We start from the raw sequence: 19,248 nt of genomic DNA on the forward strand, positions 1-19,248 counted from the left end.
CCGTCGCCCCGCAACCACATGGAACAGGATAAACTCCGCATTATCCCGATCAATATCGAGGAGGAAATGAAGTCCTCCTACATCGACTACTCCATGTCGGTGATTGTCAGCCGTGCACTTCCCGACGTCCGGGATGGCCTGAAACCCGTCCATCGGCGGGTGCTCTACGGCATGAACGAGTTGAATCTGAGTGCGGGCGCCTCGTACAAAAAGAGCGCCCGTATTGTCGGTGAGGTGCTCGGAAAGTACCATCCCCATGGCGATTCCGCCGTGTATGACACGATGGTCCGGATGGCACAGGAGTTTTCCATGCGGTACCCTCTTGTAGATGGCCAGGGCAACTTCGGATCGGTCGATGGGGATTCGGCGGCCGCCATGCGGTATACAGAAGCCCGCATGATGCGCCTGTCCGAGGACATGCTCCGGGACCTGAACAAGGAAACCGTCGATTTCCAGGAGAATTTCGACGGATCACTCGAGGAGCCGACGGTCCTCCCTGCGGCCGTTCCGAATCTGCTCATCAACGGCACCGACGGTATTGCCGTCGGCATGGCCACCAAGATTCCGCCGCACAACATCGGTGAGGCCATCGATGCCACCGTGGCGTACATCGATAATCCGGACGTGGGCATCGATGAACTGGTCAACATCATGCCGGCCCCGGACTTCCCGACGGGGGGCATCATCTACGGGCACACGGAAGTCCGCCAGGCCTACCACACCGGTCGTGGCCGGGTGGTCATGCGCGCCAAGATCCATGAAGAGGAAGTCCGGCCGGGCAAGTATGCCCTGATCGCCACCGAAATCCCCTACCAGGTCAACAAGGCCTCGCTGATCGAGAAGATCGCCATGTTGGCCCGCGACAAAAAGATCGAAGGCATCTCCGACCTGCGGGATGAGAGCGATCGGGACGGCATGCGCATTGTCATCGAGCTCAAGAAAGATGCGCTCCCCATGGTCGTCCAGAACCAGCTGTTCAAATTCACGCAGCTGCAGTGGACCTTCGGCGTCAACATGGTCGCCCTCGTCCAGGGGCGTCCGAAGACCCTGAACCTGAAGGAAATCATCGGGCACTATGTGGATCACCGGCATGATGTCGTGTTCCGCCGGACCACCTTTGATCTTCGCAAGGCCGAGGAGCGGGCCCACGTGCTGGAAGGCCTGACCATCGCCCTCGACAACCTGGATGCGGTGATATCCATCATCCGCCACTCGGCGGACACGGAAGAAGCGCGGGCGAACCTCATGGCCGGTCATTTCCCGTCCAAGCTGACCACGGACCAATTGGTCAAACTGGGACTGCCTACCCACGGCAATTCCCTGTTCACCTTGTCGGAAATCCAGGCCAAAGCCATCCTGGAACTGCGCCTGAACCGGCTCACGGGTCTGGAACGGCAGAAGATCGAGGAGGAATACAATGCCGTCCTGGCCGAAATCGCGCGCCTCCAGGAAATCCTGGGCAGCAAGGAAGTCCGCATGGCCATCATCAAGAGCGAACTGCTCGAGATGCGCGAGAAATATGCGGACGCCCGCCGGACCGAAATCGACTACACGGGTGGCGGTGACATTTTCATCGAGGACCTGATTGAGGACGACCAGATGGTCGTTTCCATTTCGCATCAGGGCCTGATCAAGCGGACCGCATCGTCGGAGTACCAGGCCCAGGGCCGTGGTGGGACGGGGCGGCGCGGCAGTGCCATGCGCGATGAGGATTTCATCGAACACTTGTTCGTGGGCAACAACCACGACTACCTCCTGTTCTTCACGGATCAGGGGCAATGCTATTGGCTTCGCATCTACGAAATCCCGGAAGGGACCCGGACCACGAAGGGCCGATCCATCCGGAATGTCATCCAGATCGGTCCCGACGACCGTATCCGGGCCGTGCTTCCGGTCGCGAAGGACCATTTCCGCGACGAGGACTACCTGAACAACCACTTCGTGGTCATGTCCACGCTGCGCGGCACGGTCAAGAAGACTCAACTGGAAGCCTTCTCCCGTCCCCGCGTGAACGGCATCATTGCCATTTCGATTGATGAAGGGGATGAGTTGATAGATGCAGCCATCACCAACGGGGATGCCCAGATCGTACTGGCATCTTCGGGCGGAAAGGCCATCCGATTCCCCGAAAGTGATGTGCGCTCCACCGGTCGGGACACCCGCGGTGTCCGGGGCATCTCCATGGGGTCCAATGAACGCGTCGTGGGCATGGTGGTCATTGAGGACGAATCCCGTGACATCCTGTCCATCAGTGCCAACGGCTACGGCAAGCGCTCTCCCCTGTCCGAGTACCGGGTACAAACCCGTGGCGGGAAGGGCATCCTGACCATGAAGACGACGTCCAAGACGGGTCCGCTCGTAGCACTCAAGGGCGTATTCGAGCACAATGACCTCATGATATCGACGGTCAAGGGCATCATGATCCGTATGGAGATTGCTTCCATCTCACGGATAAGCCGCAACACACAGGGCGTCCGCGTCATCAAGATGAAGGATGACGACTCCATTGCCGATGTCACGCGGATCGTCATCGAGGATGATGTCGAGGACGCCGATCCCGACACGGATTCACCCTCCTGATATTCCGCCCCAAACTTTTTTGGGCGACAGGGCGTAGGCCATGGCGGAAATCCTACCCCCCTTTACTTGAAACCAATCCAGACACCCATGAAGCGGTTCATTCCATTCCTTTTCCTCCTGTGCTTCGCTCCCCAGCTTCAGGCGCAGGACCTGACCTCGGCCCGCGCGGTCATAGAGGCCAACATTGAGGCCACGGGTGGCCAGGCCGCTTGGGAGAGCGTCTCGGACATCCATCAGAAAGCCAATGTCAGCATCGACATGATGATGGGACTCATCAAATTATCGCTGGAGTCCCATGCGACCATGGATGGTCACATCTACGCTGAAATCAAATTCGTGGAAGGACCGGACGGCATTCCGGCCGAAGCCATTGAGCAGACGGTCTACATCACGCCCGACGGTGGCTGGATCAAAACCGCCCAGGGCCAGCAGGATCTGAACGACATGCCGGAAGCGGCCCAGGCCAGCATCCGCAACCAGTTCCTGGCCAAGCCGGAGTTGACGTATGTGACCTACCCCGATTCATCGCTGACGCTGGTCGGAACCCGCGAACTGGACGGTGGGACGACGGCGTACGAGGTGGTTGTGAATGTACTCGGACAGGACAATACCCTGTTCTACGATACCACCACCCTGTATCAGGTGGGCGTCGAAACGAGCAACCAGATGGGTACGTTCGTCATGACCAGCACGGACCACCGGGATGTCGGCGATGGCCTGGTCTTCGCCTTCAAGCAGTCCGGGGACATGGGTCAGGCGGGAACGCAGACCGTGGAACTGGAGACCCTGGAAGTCAACACGGGACTCACGTCACGGGACATCCGGGTGATGTCGCAGCCGAAGACGTCCATCGAATAGATCACCGGGACCGGTTGGATCCAAGCTGAATCCAACCGGAAAACCGATCCATACGGAAAAGGGGCGGGCGCCATCCGGCGCCCGCCCCTTTCTTTTTTCGCGACCCTTTCCGGATCCCTTCACGGGGGTTTTCACCGGAACGGTCCGGTCGTTCAGCCATCCGTCAAGGCATCCATCAGCCCGTGGTTGGACCGGAAGGGACGGTATTCCTGTTCGACCTTGCGCAGCGCAGTGCCCAGGATCTGGAGTCCTTCGTCGATCTCATCGGCCGTTATGGTCAGCGGGCTGCGGAACCGGATGGAACGATCGCCGCATCCCAGAATGACCATGCCATCCTCGTAGCAGGCATCCAGGACCCGGTCACGGAACTCACCCGTCGGGACATCGATGGCGCAGAAAAGACCCCGGCCGCGCACATTCGACACGAAGGGCATATCGGCGGCCATTCCGTGGAGCCGCGTCATCAAATGTGCCCCGACGGTGGTGGCGTTCTCGACCAGATTGTCCTCCTCAATGACCTCCAGGATCCGATCGAACCGGACCATGTCGACCAGATTCCCTCCCCACGTGGAATTGATCCGGCTGCCCATCACGAACACGTGATTCTCGACCTCATCCAACCGGTTTCCAGCCAGGATGCCACAAACCTGCGTCTTCTTGCCGAACGAGATGATATCAGGTTCAACGCCAATGGCCTCATGCGCCCAGAATGCACCCGTGGCCCCGACGCCCGTCTGGACCTCATCAAAAATGAGGAGGGCATCGTTTTCAACGGCCAGGTCCTTCAGGGCCTGCAGGTATTCTTTCCGGAAGTGGTTGTCCCCGCCTTCACCCTGGATGGGTTCGATGATGATGCAGGCAATCTCGTCCGGCATGGTGCGGAAATAATGCTTCGCCTGCTGGAGGGATACCTCCTCGCGACGGGTAATATCCTCCATGTGCTTGTCCACCGGGAAGACCATCTTCGGATTGGATACACGGGGCCAATCGAATTTGGGGAAGTACATGGTCTTGCGGGGGTCAGCCGTATTCGTCAGCGTCAATGTGTATCCGCTGCGACCGTGGAAGGCCTGGTCGAAGTGCAGGACCTTGTGGCCCACCTCCTTCCGGTAGCCTTTCTGGAAGTTCTTCCGGACTTTCCAGTCGAATGCCGTCTTCAGGGCGTTCTCGACGGCCAGGGCACCACCTGAAACGAAGAACGCATGTGGCAGATGGGCGGGCATGGCCACCCGACCGAACGTCTCCAGGAACCGCGCCATGTGGATGGTCCGGATATCCGAGTTGGTGACCTTGTTTAGGGCGGCGTCCAGGAGACGCTCCTTGAACTCGGCATCCTGCGTCAATTTCGGGTGGTTCATTCCGATGGCATTCGACGCGTAGAAGCCGAAGAAATCCATGAACATCCGTCCGGACTGCTCATCATGGAGCCGGATGCCGCCACTCTGCTGCGTTCCGAGGACCATGGGCATCATCCCCTTGGCATTCATGTGCTTCATGAAAATGCCTTCGACCTGTCCGGGCAGGATCTGCCCCCTTTTTTCAGCTGCCATATACGTGCTCTTGTTCATCTGGTAAGTGCGTCCGAAGATAGCGATCGCCCATCGAAACTTCATTGGCACTGTCGTCCCTTCGGGGGATCTTAACCTGCGACGACCGGTTTCCCGACGAAGACCCGAGAAAAGACGTTCCGACATGCCCAATACGAAGAAGACCCGCCCCGCCTTCCGCCCCGGAGACATCCAATTGGACACGGCATCTCCTGGTGCTTCCCACGGAGACGGAGACAGTGGAATGCTCGAACTGCCCGTTGTGGAGTCGGCCAGTGAGCGGGGAAAACGCCCGGATTGGCTTCGCGTCAAGCTTCCGTACGGTGAGACGTACAAGAATCTCGTGGACATCATCGAGTCCAACGACCTGCACACGGTGTGCCAGAGTGCACGCTGTCCGAACATGGGTGAGTGTTGGACGGCCGGTACGGCCACCTTCATGATCCTCGGCAACGTGTGTACGCGGAGTTGCGGTTTCTGCGCCGTACTCACCGGGCGCCCGGATGCCGGACTGGATTGGGACGAGCCCAACCGGGTAGCCCATGCGGCGAAGCTGATGGGCGTGAAGCACGCCGTCATCACCTCGGTCAACCGGGACGAACGCAAAGACGGAGGCGCACCCATCTTCGCTGCGACCATAACGAAATTGCGCGAGGAGATTCCCGGTGTTACGATTGAGGTCCTGATCCCCGATTTCCGGGGACTGTGGGATGCCCTGCAGACCGTCCTGGACGTCCGCCCTGAAATCCTGAACCACAACGTGGAAACGGTCCCGCGTCTCTACCGGAAAGTCCGTCCTCAGGCCATCTACGAGCGGTCACTGGAAGTATTGCGGCGCTCCAAGGAGCAGGGGTTGCGGACCAAGAGCGGAATCATGGTCGGTCTGGGCGAAACCGACGACGAGGTGCTCAGCCTGATGGATGACTTCGTCGCCAATGGCGTGGACGTCATGACGATCGGACAGTACCTCCAGCCGACGCGCATGCACTTGCCGGTTATCGAATTCATCGAACCCGACAAGTTCAAATGGTACAAGGAAGTGGGTGAAGCCAAAGGCATAGGGCACGTCGAAAGCGGTCCGTTGGTCCGCTCGTCGTACCATGCTGAGCGTCACCTCTAGGCCCGAGGTGACCGGGACAGGAACAGGGACCCGGGCGGCGCTCAGGCATGAGTGGGAGCGCCTGCGGACCGCATCCGGTCGCCTGGACAAGCAGGTGGTCGTCGTCCTCCTGTTCAGTGCACTCGTGGTCATCCTGCAGATGCAGCTGGGCAGCCGGTCCTGGTTCCGTCTTGAGGTTGCACCCCACCTGGACCTCTCCGAGCCCGGTCTCTGGGCCTGGGGATGGTGGTTTGGCATGCAGGGCCTGCTCGGCTTCATCCTTCCCGTAGCGCTGCTGCGACTCGGTTTCCGCCGATCCTGGGCCGATATGGGGCTCGCCAAAGGCGACACCGCATTCGCATGGCGCATTGCCGGGTTGTACCTGCCGCTGGTAATCGTCGGAACGTGGTTCCTGTCCGCTGGCGCCGAGTTCCAGTCACAGTACCCCCACTACACACCGGCCGCCCGTGACTGGCGAATTTTTGCCATATATGAGGGACTCTTCCTCTTCTACTGGTTCGGATGGGAGTACCTGTGGCGTGGATTCGTGCTGTTCGGTACTCGACACGTGTTTGGCCTGTATGCCATCGTCGTACAAACCGTCCCGTTCGCCATCCTGCACTACGACAAGCCCATGCCTGAAGCCCTGCTGTCCATTGCAGGCGGTCTGGCCATAGGTGCCCTGGTCTGGCGCGCGCGTGCATTCTGGATTGCCGTACCCATCCACGCCGCCCAGATGCTGATCCTGGACCTTTGGTGCACGTTGCGGATACGGAGTGGTGCCGAGGGATTCGGACTGGATGCCCTGCTGGCGGCCCTGTCGGCGTGGCAGGGCGGTTGATCCCCAGCCTGGGCGACAGGGTCAGAAACCGTACGATACGGTCAGGATGTGCGCAGGCCCGCCGAATCCATCCGAGAAAGGCAGCACGGCATAGTCCAGGGCCAATGTCCCTTGGACCACACCGAGGCCCGCAGAGAAGTCCCTCAGTTCGTCGTTTGACAGATATCCCGCACGGATGCTCACGGTCTCGAGTACATTCCCTGTGAGTCCGACGTGCAACTGCGTTCGTTCGGCGGCCGTGTTGTGCGACACTTCCAGCAGCAGACCGGTGCTCAGGAGGATGGCACCGTCCAGATCGGCCAGCACGCGGAACGGATAGAACACCCCTCCTGCGCGCACGAGGCGAGGCAGTTTCGTCGCCTGGGCGTTCAGCTCGCTCATGTGGCCCACATTGGCGATGGCGGCGCCCAGATGCAGACCGTCCCCCAACACATCCACCTGCACGCCGGCATCCACCGCGAAGCCGTTGGCGGACTGGCCGAATATGCGTTCGGAAATGAACTTCCCGGTTGCTCCGATACGAAGATCCCCGAAAGCACGTGCAAAGGATGCTCCGGCCGAAACGAATTGAGCCGTGAACGCTCCGTCCGATGCCCCGGGACCCTGCCTCGCCTCGAGGTCACCGGAATCGGTCGCGGTAATGAATGCTCCGAATGCCGACCGGGCGCCGCGCCTGATGACCCCGGACGCAGCATACGTGCGTACGTCGGCAATCCATCGATGATGGGAGATCCCGAGGGATTGGGCCCCGCCAGCCACCATACCCGCCGGATTCCAGTAGGTGGCAAATGCTCCCCGGGCCGTGGCGACGCCCTGATCCCCGACGGACAGGGCCTCGGCGTCGACGCCGATGGACAGGAAAGCCAGACCGGAATCCTGGGCGTGCACGGGAAGCACGGCTGCAGCCGCAATGATCAAACCGACAAGCACGCGAATCATGGCAATACCAGGGTCAACGTCAACAAATGGATGGAACCGGCGGCGGCGGCCTCCCACGAAAAGGCGTATTCAGCCCGGAGTCGCAAATCCCCAACGGCCTGTTCCGCCCGGAAACCGGCGGACGGCCGGACGGAACCCAGGACATCCGAACCCAATTGCTCCAGCCCCAGGCGAAGCGCAAAAGCCTCGATCGGAGCATATTCGGCACCGGCCCGAACATGGGTTTCCTGGAAGGTCAAATCCGAAGCGTCCGTGGTTTCTACCACGTTCCCACCGAACACGCGGGTCCGCGTCGTGCGCACTTCGACCGTCGTTGTCCTGGACTCCAGTTCCGCCGCCAACAGCAAGCGACCGTCCAGTGGCCGGGGCCGGTGCGTAACGCCCAGCCGCAATCGTCGCGGAAAATTGTCGGTCACACTGCGTCCGCTGGATGATATGGACGACGAGTCCCAGGAATACCGCGCCAGGAGATCGTCAATCACGAATGCCACCGCCCAGTCCGGCGTGAGCGCGTAACTGAACCCGACGTCCAGACCCACTGATCGTGCCGGTGTCATGCCCTCGAACAGGTCCGACCGGAAAAACTGGAACGACAGCCCACCCGCGAACCGGTCACTGAACCGAAGTCCGAACGCCAGGAATCCGGCGTACTCGTTGACCGAAAGCCGGCCTGTATGGAATCCACTGTTGTCCCGTCCATCGATATCGCTCACGGCCGCGTGGATGAGCCCCACGCTGAATCCCGCCCGTTCCTGCAACGGAGCGCCAAGGGCCAGGAACTGGACCGTCCGGTCAAAACTGAGTGTTGCCGCAGAAGCGGACAAGGACTGGGAGGACATCCGTGGGGCATGCGCCGGATTGTACCAGGGGGAAGCCTGCCCCGACACGTCGGCAGCCAGTGCATTGCCCATGGATATTCCCCGCGCACCGAATCCCATCCGGGAAAACGCTCCGGCATGCTGAGCATGGGTATTCTGCAGGTGAGCACCGGCACCCAGAAGAATCAGCACCAATCCGATCATCCGAGGAATGCGCATCATTCGATCACCAGGATTTTGCCGCGGAACGGGGTTCCGCCCGTCACGACCTCATAGAAATAGGTTCCGTTGGCCACGCGCGCTCCGCGATGGTCCGTGCCATCCCACAGGATTTCATTGGTACCTGCGACCACGGACGCCGTCAACGTCCGGACTTCATTCATTCCGAAATCAAATACCCGGATGGTGGTGTCTCCCGCCCGATCGGCCTCGAATTTGACCCGGATGAACCGATCGCTTCCCGGCGAGAACGGATTTGGGTACGCATAGGTATCCACACGGGGTGTCCGGTCTGTCGGCGCATCGGGCCGGACCGGCACATCGGTCCGGAAAATGGACCACGTCAGTCCATCGTCGAGCGACCGCAGTAATCCATCGGACGTTCCTGCCCACAGGGTACCGTCCTGGCTGGTCTCCACGGAAAACACCGCTGACCCCGGTCGGACCAGCCGTTCCGGGTTGGACCGGTCCCGGAAATCGGATTGCGTCCGCCAGGTACGTCCTTCATCCGTGGAAATGAACAGCCCGTTGTCACCGGCAGCATACACCCGACCGGGCGCAAACCCGAAGTCATAGATCCGCTGACCGAGCAGGGTCTGTTCAAATGACTGTCCTCCATTGCGCGTCAGGGAAACGCCGAATTGGCCCCCGTTGCCACCACCCACATCCCCGGTGTTCCACGTGGCCGCCCAGATGGTGGATCCGCTGGACGTGGATTGCTCCTCGATGGAGATGACCCAGTTTCCGGTCAGCGACGACTGGGTACCGTCCGAAGTGAACCGACGCCAGGTCAGCCCTCCGTCCAGCGACCGGTTCAAGCCTCCCGCCGTCCCGGCCCAGATCGTACCGTCCAATGCGGTCAATACGGAGAATCCCATGTGGTTCAGGCTTCCGGTGGACCCTCGTTGCGGTTCCAGAACAAAATCGTAGGTCGAATCGGGAGATACGAAATCCAGGTCGTCCGGCGGCAGCACGACCCGCGACCAGGTCCGTCCCATGTCCTCCGATCGCCGAATGCCGCTGGCCCAGCCGGCCACCCACATGGTGCCCGAAGCCGCGTCCACGTCCACGTCGAACGGCGGGCTCTGTTGGGGCACGATGACGGGCAAGGCTTCCAGCACGTTCACCCCGTATTCCTGGGTGTCATCCCCCGGATCGTCCAGTTGGGGGAACCGCCAGACAAACGTCCGTCCCCCATCCTGGGAAACCAGGAAGCCGGACGCGGTCTGGACACTCTGACCGCCCGAGGCATCGTTCCGGCCGATTCCGGCAAGAATGAGGTCTCCCTCGATGTCCAGCGAGAACAGCCGGTTTACGGTCCCGAACAAGGAATCGGTAGCCGGCCGATACCATGTCGCACCTCCATCATCCGAGGTGTTCAGGAACGGTCCGATCCAGACCGTACCGTCGTCCACTTCCAGATTGGCAATGCTGTTGTTCAGGACGCCGAATTCGCTCAGCGGCAAATCCAGGGACTGAGCGGCGACGGTCACGGGCGCGGCAATCAACAGCCATGAAAACAGGGTCCGGAGCATACCTATTCAACAATGATGGTTCGTTCGACGGTACCGCTGTCCAGACCGGATCGGTCACGGGCCTGGAACACGAACACATTCGTGCCCGGTGCATTCCCGGATGTCAACTGGATGGTCAGCGTGTAGCGAGCGTCACCGGCCGTTTCGTCCCCGCTGGACCCGAACCCGCCGTTGCAGGTCCCCTGGCCCCCGTCATCGCACAACAGCAGCGTCGCGGTTCCGTTCGCCACCACCTGGACCCGGGCAATGTTGGCCGCGCCGTCCGGATCGGAAACGTGGGCAACCAAGGTAATGGGTACCGGAGGCTCCCCGGCCGCGGGCCGGACGACGCGCTCGGGCGCGACCACATCCAGGATGACCGGCGGCGAACCGCTGCCTTCCACGTCCAATCGTCCAATAAGACGGTTGCTCATGGTCCCCCGCCTGTCCGAGGCGACGACGGTAACGGGATACATCCCTACGGCCCCTGCCGGAATGGATACGCGGACGGTCGTCTGCATGCGACCGGATACACCGCTGACCTCGGCGGAGCCGACCGGTGCCCCACCCGGATTCGGCGACTGGATGAGCACGAAGACGCGATCCACATCCCCGTCCGGATCCGATACGGACCAGGACACCTGCACGTCGGCCTCGATGGCCGCACCTGCACCAGCCGTGCCATCCGGGATGAGCACCCCGGGTTCCACCGCGAACTCCGACACGACCGGCGGTCGCTCTGAAACGTCCACAGGACCCGGCGCCGTGTCACAACCGGCCATGAAAACAAACAGCAGGCTGGCCAACACGCATGCGCGACCACGTTCAAATGCGTATGCGGATGCACCCGGTACACGGGCCATGGAATCACGCCACATAGAGAGGCCGGATACTGAAACAGAGAAAAAACATGATGATGGCGGCATAGGCCAAACGGCGTCGGGCCGGAGTCAAGGGTTCCATGTAGAGCACCGGTGGGTGGTCCACTTTGATGAACACGACAATCAACAGGCACCAAACCAGCCAGCCACTGTACCCCAACGATGCGACGGCAGTCGGGATCCTCGACAGAAGCGCGATCGCGAGGGTAATTCCGCTTGCCCCGGCCAGGATATGGACCGGGTGTCCTTCGAACATGCGATGCAAATACGCATACAGGACGACCGCCAGAACCACCCAGGGGGCTCCGGGCAGCCAGGGCAGCCATTCCGTCAGCACGCCCGATGCCTCGTCCACGAATCCCAGGCCGCCGGACACGAGCAACAACATCACGAACCCCCGGGCCAGGCGCGAATGCCAGACCGGACCCACAAGGGCATAGAGCACGTGCCCGCCGTCGAGCTGGCCCACCGGCAGCAGATTGAGTGCCGTGAAGAACAACCCGAGCCAGCCGGCGAACAGGATGGGATAGTGGTACATCTCCCACATGGGCGGGACGTGCACACCGAATTGCGTGATCAACCAGTAAAGGGGCGTCGAGCCGATGGTCAACGTCAGGAGTCCCTCCTCTTCCGGAACCACCAAGGGGGTCGCCGGGAAGGTTCCAAACGCCGAGATGTACTGCTTCAGCGCTTCATGACCTGGCATACCCATCATGTACTCCGGGCCCGGCAATGTCGCCACCCCGACAATGAGGACACCCAGCGCGACCACAAAACCCGCCACGGGACCGGAAACGCCGATGTCGAACAGAGCCCGCAGGCCGGGAATGGGTTCGCGGATGCGGATGACGGCTCCGAATGTACCGATCCCGTTGAACGGGAACGGGATGTAGTACGGCAACGATGTCCGGACGCGGTGATACCGCGCGGCGAACCAATGGCCGAATTCGTGGACCGTCAGAAACAGCAACAACGACAACCCGAACCGCAGTCCATCGAGCAGCCACGGAAGGGAAATCCGCATGCCGAAGACCATCCACCAGTCCAGTGACTCGGCGTAGACCAGTGTCCGGCCCGTCATCTGAGCGCCCGAAACGACGGTTGAACAGAGCGTCAGAAAAAACAGGAACGCGTGGAGTCCGTATCGATCCCGGTCCTGGGACATCAGGACGTTTCCAACGAGGAGAACGCCACCTTCAAGCGACGGGCGGCCTCCTTGATGTCGTCCATGGATGCGGCGTAGGAAATCCGTATGCCGGACTCCAGGCCGAAAGCCGAGCCCGGCACCAGGGCCACGTCATGCTCGTCCAACAGGTACACGCACAGCGCCTCGGATGACTCGATGACGTGTCCCGAAGGTGTCCGGGCGCCCAGCCACGTGGAAATGTCCGGAAACAGATAGAACGCACCCTGCGGCAGGGGGCATTTCATTCCGGGAATGGAAGAAAGGGCGTCGTAAAGGACATCCCGCCGCTCACGGAAGGCGGCGACCATCCGGTCGATCGGTTCCGGGCCCATCTCGAGCGCGGCCACGCCTGCCATCTGGGAAATGGAACTCGGCGCCGAGGTGAACTGGCTCTGGAGCTTCGATGCCGCCTTCACCATCCATCCTGGTGCTGCCATGTAGCCCAACCGCCAACCCGTCATGGCGTAAGCCTTGGAGAATCCGTTGACCGTAATGGTCCGGTCCCACATGCCTTCGAATGCGCCAACCGAGATGTGTTCCGCATCATAAACAATCCGCTCATAGATCTCGTCCGAGAGCACGAGGACGTCCGGATAGTTGCGCAATACACGGACCAGCGCTTCCATCTGGCGACGGGAATACACGCCTCCCGTCGGGTTCGACGGCGAACACAGGATGAGCATGCGCGTGGCCGGCGTAATGGCCTGCTCCAGCTGCTCGGCGTCCAGGAGGTACTCCGAGTCCACACCCGTCGGTACGATGACCGGTTCAGCACCCGCGAATCGAACCATTTCAGGATAGGATACCCAATAGGGTGCGGGAATGATGACTTCATCCCCGGGTCCGCACAGGGCAGAAATGGCCTGGGCCACCGACTGTTTCGCCCCGTTCGAACAGATGATTTCTTCCGGTGCGTACGCAAGCCCGCACGTTTCGCGCAACGTGCGGCTGATGGCCGCCCGCAGTTCGGGCGTTCCAAGATTGTTGGTATAGTGCGTGTGCCCGGCCCGGATGGCGGCCACAGCAGCATCGGCAATCTCCACTGGCGTATCGAAATCCGGCTCGCCTGCACTCAGGCCGATCACCGGGTGTCCGGCGCGTTTCTTTTCCAGTGCCTTCGCCGTCATGGCCAACGTGGCCGACGGCTTCATGGCTTCAAGCCGGGTGTTCAGTCTGTGAAGGGTCATGGTAGACAGATTCAGGAAAGGGCCCGCCGTACCGGTTCCGGCACGAACGAAGAAATATCCCCCTTCCATTGGTGTATTTCCCGTACGATGGACGAGGAAATAAGGGCATACTCCTCACTGGTCATGAGGAAAACAGTTTCAATGCCGGGTGCCAGCCTCCGGTTCGCGAAGGCCATGCGGAATTCGTATTCAAAATCCGACACCTGGCGAAGGCCGCGGACCAGGGCGACGGCTTCACGATCGACCGCGTAGGAGGCCAGCAAACCGGAAAAGGACCGCACAACTACGTTCCCCAGGTGGGCCGTGGACGCACGGATGAGGTCGCAACGCTCGGATACCGGCAGAAAACCCGTTTTGGCAGCATTGTCCGCCACGGTTACTTCCACCTCCCGGAACAGGCGACTGGCCCGCTCCACGATGTCGAGGTGGCCCAAGGTAAATGGATCGAACGATCCCGGGTACAGGGCAAGTCCGTCGGTCATGTCGGGTACCTGAATATGGAAACGATGGTTCGCCCGTATGCCCGCGACACATCCAGTGCCGGATGGTCGTCGAAGAAGATCCGCTTGTCGTGCTCCAGCACGAAGAGCCCTCCCGGGCACAGGAACGAAGGAATCCGATCGGGAATGTCCTTCATCCCGTTCCACTCATAGGGCGGATCCGCGAAAATCACGTCGTAGCAGGTCGATGGCCGGCGCTCCAGGAACGTGCGTACGTCTGCCCGCTCGAACGTGCACGGCAAGTCGTCATCAAGCGCCTCTGCGTTCTCACGTGCCACGGCCAGCACCAGAGGATTCTGTTCCACGAAATGAACCCGTTCAGCGCCCCGGCTGATGGCTTCCAGTCCCAGCGCCCCGGAGCCTGCGAACAGATCGAGGACCTTCGCACCCTCCAGGGGATGTCGGTGCTCTACCAGACTGAACAGGGATTCCCGTGTCCGGTCGGTCGTGGGCCGTGTAAGGTCTCCTTTCGGGGCCTTGATGGTACGGCGACGGTATGTTCCGGTAATGATCCGCATGTCAGGTCGATGGTCTACAGGATGGCGGCGCCGACCGTGGCCAGGAACGCTTCGAAACCAAACGATGCCTCGAGCCGCCCCTCTTCCAATCGGACGGCAGGACCCGGGTTGGCCAATACGGCGCGGGTACCCCATACGTCGTTCATGGCATCGATGAGTGGCCCGTCCACGCGATCCCCGTGCAAGACGACGCGGGCAACGTCTGCCGGATTGATGTTCCAGGCGGACAACGCTTCGAGGGCAAAATACAACCGATCCATCGGATGGGTCACGGCATGGACCACGTCGCCCTTCCGGTCTCCGTCTACCATGAACTGATATTCCGTACTGCCGTCAAAGGCCCCCACAACCAGACTCGTTTCCCACCCCGTACGGGCCTGAACGGCGTACATCGCCTGATGGACAGCCGTTGAACGGGGAATCATCTGGAACGTGACATCCCCGAAGACCGCACCGACCTGCATGACACGTTCGGCCATGTGTGTCCCGGCGTGCGCCACGTGGACGGGAACGGAAGACTCATGGTCGTCGCCCGCCCCTCCCGCAGGAAACAGATCGCCATCGGCATCCTCACCGGCAAGAACCCGCGTCTCAAGGGCAATCTGGCGGTTCCGCTCGGCCGGTCCGGCGTCGCGTCCTACACGCGTCTGGAACATCACGAGCTGGTCGCCGGGAACGACAGCCCTTACCACGTCGGCGGTCGTGCCCGAAAACACGTCGGAAAGGGCCTCACGGATGACTTCCAACCGGGTTGGGCGGGACGGCGAAAACAATTCCGACGCCGCATCGAACTCGAAATCGCAGTTCCCGAGCCGGAGGAGACGGGTCACGCTCCCGGCGCGTTCGATTTCGGCGTAGCGCATTACGCTGCCCGAAAACGAGATACCCGCACTGGAACGGACGTGGGCGGACAAGTTTACTCCCAGTTGGCTGCGTTCAGACGCGTGACATCCCCGGTCGTGGTCCCGATGGCATCGTTCGAATCCGGATCCCGGAGTTCATACGTAGCGACACGCGTGGTGTCGTTCACGGACAACTCGAACATCTTGCCCGTGCGCGGAGAGTAGATCAACGAGTCGACAACCGTAGCAGGGCCGAACAAGCTGTCCGTCTTGGCAGACATGAACGAGTCCGCCTTGACCCACATGACCAGCGAATCGAGCGTGGTGATGTAGCGACCGTTCTGCCGCTCGTACTGGACCATGGCCGTCCGGACATCACGCATACGCTCACGAGTCATCTCCGTGATCTCCTTCTGCCGCTCCACGCGGTCATAGGGCTCCGTGATGGAGACGTACAGCACATAGGCGAGTACTACAATTGCAAGTCCAAGGACGATCTGAAGTCCGGTCTGCAGTCCGCGGCTACTGGAGGCCATGAGGTATCAGGTTGAAGATTACGATGGGATGGTGGTGGAACGTGCCCTCGGCACATCGCAAAGAAAATACGTGGGACCTCTCCCAAAAGCAACGCGATTTCACATGCGAGCACAGGATGCGGACATGGGATACAATCGCAGGATGGGAAAACAAACCGGGGCATGCACGGTTTCACCCCGCTCTTTGTTGTCCTCCCCGAGTCCAATGACGCGACTGCTCATAAATATCGACCATATTGCCACCCTGCGGAACGCCCGCAAGGAGACGTTTCCTGATCCGGTCCTGGCCGCCCGTGAGTGCGAGGCAGCCGGAGCCGACGGGATCGTATTCCACCTCCGTGAGGACAGAAGACACATAACGGACGCCGATGTTGCCCGCTTGAAGGAGTCCGTGACCGGCAAACTGGACTTTGAACTTTCCCTTGCTCCCGAAATCGTATCCATCTGCGTGGCCACCCGACCCGATCTGGCGACGTTGGTGCCCGAACGTCGGGAGGAAGTCACCACCGAGGGTGGGCTGGATGTCCTGGACCAGGGAAATGCCGTGAAAGCAGCCGTGCATAGACTCCGCGACGCGGGTATTCCGGAAGTGTCCCTGTTCATGGATCCGGATCCGGCCCAGATCGAGGCCGTCCCCGCCACGGGGGCAAACGTCATTGAATTGCATACCGGCGCCTTCGCGAACGCCCCCGATCATGCCTCCCGGTTGCGCGTACTCGAGCAGTTGGCAGACGCTGCCCGCCTGGCCCATGCCGCCGGACTCCGCGTCCACGCCGGACACGGACTGGACTACACGAATTGGCCACTTTTCGCTCAGCACGTGCCGCATGTCCAGGAAGTATCCATTGGATTCGCAATCATTTCCAGAGCGTTGTTCACCGGTCTCCGCGATGCGGTAGCCGACATGAGACGCATCATACACCATTCCGCATCATGACCGAACCCACTCCCCACCGTTCCGGCTACGTGGCCATCATTGGCCGCCCGAATGTGGGCAAGAGCACGCTGCTGAATGCCATGATGCAGCAGAAACTGTCCATTGTCACCCACAAACCCCAGACCACGCGACAGCGCGTGCTGGGCATCCTGTCCGCAGACGACTACCAGATGATCCTGCTGGATACACCGGGCATTATCAAACCCCGCTATAAGCTGCAGGAGGCCATGATGGCGGACGTGACCACGTCCACATCGGACGCGGACGTGCTTCTTTTCATGGCCGATGCCACGCGCGACTCCGTGGACGACATGACGCTCGACCTGGTCGGAGGCACCCCGGCCATCCTGGTCCTGAACAAGATCGACAAGATGCGTCAGGAGGACGTACTCCCGCTGGCTGCAGCCTACGCCGAGGCCCATCCGTTCAAGGCCGTCATCCCGACCTCCGCCCTGAAACTGAAGAATGTGGATGCCGTCGTCCAGGAGATCTTCAACAACCTCCCCGAGGGTCCGGCCTTCTATCCGAAAGACCAGATCAGCGAGCAGCCGGAACGCTTCTTCATCGCGGAAATCATCCGCGAAAAGATTTTCCAGCGATTCCACCAGGAAGTGCCGTATTCCACCCAGGTGAACATTGTCCAATACGAGGAACGCTCCGACGACAAGGATCGGATAGAAGCCGAAATCATCGTGGAGCGGGATTCCCAGAAAGGCATCCTGATCGGCAAGGGCGGCAGTGCCCTGAAGATCATCGGCACGCAGGCCCGCAAGGACATCGAGGAATTCCTGGAACGCGAGGTCTTCCTGCGGCTGTTCGTCAAGGTGCGGCCCGACTGGCGCAGTTCGGAGGCCCACCTCCGCTCATTCGGCTTCCCGACGTAGGCCGCCTCCGGGAACGGTCATTCCTATACTCCGCGGTATTCCTTGGATCGGGTTCGGGTGCTGTCCTGCGGCGTACGACCCGGGCACATACCTGTGGAAGCTCCAGCGCGGCGGATAGGACGCCCGCAAATCATGGAACGCTGCACGCCGCGCTTCTGCCGACGGCAGGATTGTTGACAGAGGCGGTGTGCCTTTCGTCGGCAGGCCGAGCGTCGCGCGAAAACGGGCATCGTCGGCCCGGATGTCGTACATGGGCCGGATCCACGCCGCCAATCCGGTTCGGGCCGAGGGATCCGGAAATACGATGCGCTCTGTGGGTTTGGAGCGCATGTCCGGCGCTTCCCGATCGTCCAGCTCCTCAGCCGGTGTTCCGCCTTCCGATGCGCCGAGCCAGTCCCTGAGTGCCCGCGCCACCTGGCGCACCCCCTCCGACTTGGCATCCCGTGAATAGCCGGCAATGTGCGGTGTGGCCAGATCCACGCCGGCCACCAGGTCCGGCGGTGGAAGGGGCTCATCCTGCCATACGTCCAGCACGAGCCAGGACAGCCGGCCTTCCTGACGGGCCCGTACCGCGGCTTGGTCGCCCACCACGCCGCCCCGGGACGTCTGGATGAGCATGGCACCCGGTTTCATGCGTGCAATCCGTTCGGCATCCAGCAAGCCGCGGGTGGGATGGGTTCCATCGTGGGTCAACGGGACGTGCAGGGACACGATGTCCGCGTCCCGGAGCAGATTGTCCAGATCGGTGTCCCCCTCGGGGCGGAACGGATCACATACCTTCACAAGGCATCCGAGCGCCCGGAATCGAGCGGCCAGACGGGATCCGACGGCGCCATGACCCACCACGCCCATCGTCCGGCCATGCAGCGGATCCCGGGCATTCCCTGGAGGGGCCGCGCCGAGCTCAAGACCTTCCGCGACGGCCGCAAGCACATATTCCACGACCGACCCGGCATTCGCGCCGTGAGCGTTCGCCCAGGCAATCCTGTTCGCTGCCAGCCACGCCGTATCCACATGATCCATGCCGGCGGTCGCGCTGCCCACGAATTGCACGCTGGAGCCCACGAGCAAGGCCTCATTCACCGTAGTGACGGTCCGAACAACCAACACACGGGCGTGACGCACGTGCTCGGGACCGATTTCATGTCCCGGAATGGCTACAACTTCGCCGAATCCGGAAAACACGTCCCTTGCACCGGGAATATGCGCATCGACGATAATCTGCATGCTGAATCCGCTCTGGTAACGCGAAAAAGGGGGTCGTTGGGTGACCAGGTACAGCGCTGTGTATTTGAAGTAACCGTGTGACTGTCAAGTTGGCATAAAGGTTGCTTGAAGCAACAGCACAGAGGCAGTGAATGC

18 protein-coding genes are annotated in these 19,248 nt (G+C 61.1%); 6 read left to right on the forward strand and 12 right to left on the reverse strand.

Annotation, left to right across the window (positions count from 1 at the left end):
• Positions 1–18 precede the first annotated feature (18 nt).
• Together gyrA and RIE53_04325 are read left to right on the forward strand one after the other, a co-directional pair.
• On the forward strand, positions 19–2,580 hold the full coding sequence (gene gyrA, locus RIE53_04320) for a DNA gyrase subunit A (GenBank protein ID MEQ9103900.1): 2,562 nt from the start codon (positions 19–21) through the stop codon (positions 2,578–2,580).
• A gap of 87 nt (positions 2,581–2,667) precedes the next feature.
• A complete protein-coding gene (locus tag RIE53_04325; GenBank protein ID MEQ9103901.1) occupies positions 2,668–3,438 on the forward strand; it encodes a hypothetical protein in 771 nt (256 codons plus the stop codon).
• Positions 3,439–3,590: 152 nt separating this feature from the next.
• Here the strand turns inward: RIE53_04325 and lat are convergent, their stop codons facing one another.
• Positions 3,591–5,006 (reverse strand): L-lysine 6-transaminase, encoded by a 1,416-nt coding sequence (lat, locus tag RIE53_04330; protein ID MEQ9103902.1) that lies wholly within the window; start codon positions 5,004–5,006, stop codon positions 3,591–3,593.
• A gap of 124 nt (positions 5,007–5,130) precedes the next feature.
• On the opposite strand from lat, the gene lipA reads away from it, so the two are divergent.
• Both lipA and RIE53_04340 read left to right on the forward strand, forming a co-directional pair.
• On the forward strand, positions 5,131–6,105 hold the full coding sequence (lipA, locus tag RIE53_04335) for a lipoyl synthase (protein MEQ9103903.1): 975 nt from the start codon (positions 5,131–5,133) through the stop codon (positions 6,103–6,105).
• Positions 6,086–6,925: a CPBP family intramembrane glutamic endopeptidase gene (locus tag RIE53_04340; protein ID MEQ9103904.1), complete on the forward strand. Its 840-nt coding sequence runs from the start codon at positions 6,086–6,088 to the stop codon at positions 6,923–6,925. The genes lipA and RIE53_04340 overlap by 20 nt, the downstream gene beginning before the upstream one ends.
• 21 nt (positions 6,926–6,946) lie before the next feature.
• On the opposite strand, the gene RIE53_04345 is transcribed toward RIE53_04340, so the two are convergent.
• Genes RIE53_04345 through RIE53_04390 form a run of 10 tightly spaced genes read right to left on the reverse strand, consistent with a single transcriptional unit; the run spans position 6,947 to position 16,065 of the window.
• On the reverse strand, positions 6,947–7,864 hold the full coding sequence (locus tag RIE53_04345) for a PorV/PorQ family protein (protein MEQ9103905.1): 918 nt from the start codon (positions 7,862–7,864) through the stop codon (positions 6,947–6,949).
• On the reverse strand, positions 7,861–8,904 hold the full coding sequence (locus RIE53_04350) for a PorV/PorQ family protein (protein ID MEQ9103906.1): 1,044 nt from the start codon (positions 8,902–8,904) through the stop codon (positions 7,861–7,863). Before RIE53_04350 ends, RIE53_04345 begins: the two co-directional genes overlap by 4 nt.
• A complete protein-coding gene (locus RIE53_04355) occupies positions 8,901–10,436 on the reverse strand; it encodes a FlgD immunoglobulin-like domain containing protein (protein ID MEQ9103907.1) in 1,536 nt (511 codons plus the stop codon). The genes RIE53_04350 and RIE53_04355 overlap by 4 nt, the downstream gene beginning before the upstream one ends.
• A 2-nt stretch (positions 10,437–10,438) precedes the next feature.
• Positions 10,439–11,278, reverse strand: a complete 840-nt coding sequence (locus RIE53_04360) for a hypothetical protein (GenBank protein MEQ9103908.1) — start codon at positions 11,276–11,278, stop codon at positions 10,439–10,441.
• Between the two features lie 4 nt (positions 11,279–11,282).
• Positions 11,283–12,461 carry a site-2 protease family protein gene (locus tag RIE53_04365; GenBank protein ID MEQ9103909.1) on the reverse strand — a complete coding sequence of 393 codons (1,179 nt, stop codon included), beginning with the start codon at positions 12,459–12,461 and terminating at the stop codon, positions 11,283–11,285.
• Entirely contained in the window at positions 12,461–13,669 is a 1,209-nt protein-coding gene (locus RIE53_04370; GenBank protein MEQ9103910.1) for a pyridoxal phosphate-dependent aminotransferase, read from the reverse strand. The genes RIE53_04365 and RIE53_04370 overlap by 1 nt, the downstream gene beginning before the upstream one ends.
• Positions 13,670–13,680: 11 nt before the next feature.
• Positions 13,681–14,151, reverse strand: coding sequence for a pantetheine-phosphate adenylyltransferase (gene coaD, locus RIE53_04375; protein ID MEQ9103911.1), 471 nt, complete (start codon positions 14,149–14,151; stop codon positions 13,681–13,683).
• Complete coding sequence (rsmD, locus tag RIE53_04380) at positions 14,148–14,687, reverse strand: 16S rRNA (guanine(966)-N(2))-methyltransferase RsmD (GenBank protein MEQ9103912.1); 540 nt, start codon at positions 14,685–14,687, stop codon at positions 14,148–14,150. The genes coaD and rsmD overlap by 4 nt, the downstream gene beginning before the upstream one ends.
• Positions 14,688–14,701: 14 nt before the next feature.
• The gene (locus tag RIE53_04385; protein ID MEQ9103913.1) at positions 14,702–15,601 is read right to left on the reverse strand and encodes a hypothetical protein; all 900 of its coding nucleotides are present in this window, start codon (positions 15,599–15,601) and stop codon (positions 14,702–14,704) included.
• 2 nt (positions 15,602–15,603) lie between these two features.
• Positions 15,604–16,065, reverse strand: coding sequence for a hypothetical protein (locus RIE53_04390; protein MEQ9103914.1), 462 nt, complete (start codon positions 16,063–16,065; stop codon positions 15,604–15,606).
• A gap of 205 nt (positions 16,066–16,270) precedes the next feature.
• On the opposite strand from RIE53_04390, the gene RIE53_04395 reads away from it, so the two are divergent.
• Positions 16,271–17,002, forward strand: a complete 732-nt coding sequence (locus RIE53_04395; protein MEQ9103915.1) for a pyridoxine 5'-phosphate synthase — start codon at positions 16,271–16,273, stop codon at positions 17,000–17,002.
• Positions 16,999–17,886 carry a GTPase Era gene (era, locus tag RIE53_04400; GenBank protein ID MEQ9103916.1) on the forward strand — a complete coding sequence of 296 codons (888 nt, stop codon included), beginning with the start codon at positions 16,999–17,001 and terminating at the stop codon, positions 17,884–17,886. The genes RIE53_04395 and era overlap by 4 nt, the downstream gene beginning before the upstream one ends.
• On the opposite strand, the gene RIE53_04405 is transcribed toward era, so the two are convergent.
• Entirely contained in the window at positions 17,866–19,113 is a 1,248-nt protein-coding gene (locus RIE53_04405; protein ID MEQ9103917.1) for a 4-phosphoerythronate dehydrogenase, read from the reverse strand. The two genes, era and RIE53_04405, sit on opposite strands and share 21 nt — an antisense overlap.
• Positions 19,114–19,248: the final 135 nt, after the last annotated feature.

Source organism: Rhodothermales bacterium (assembly GCA_040221055.1).
In the GTDB taxonomy this organism is placed as follows: Bacteria; Bacteroidota; Rhodothermia; order Rhodothermales; family UBA10348; genus 1-14-0-65-60-17.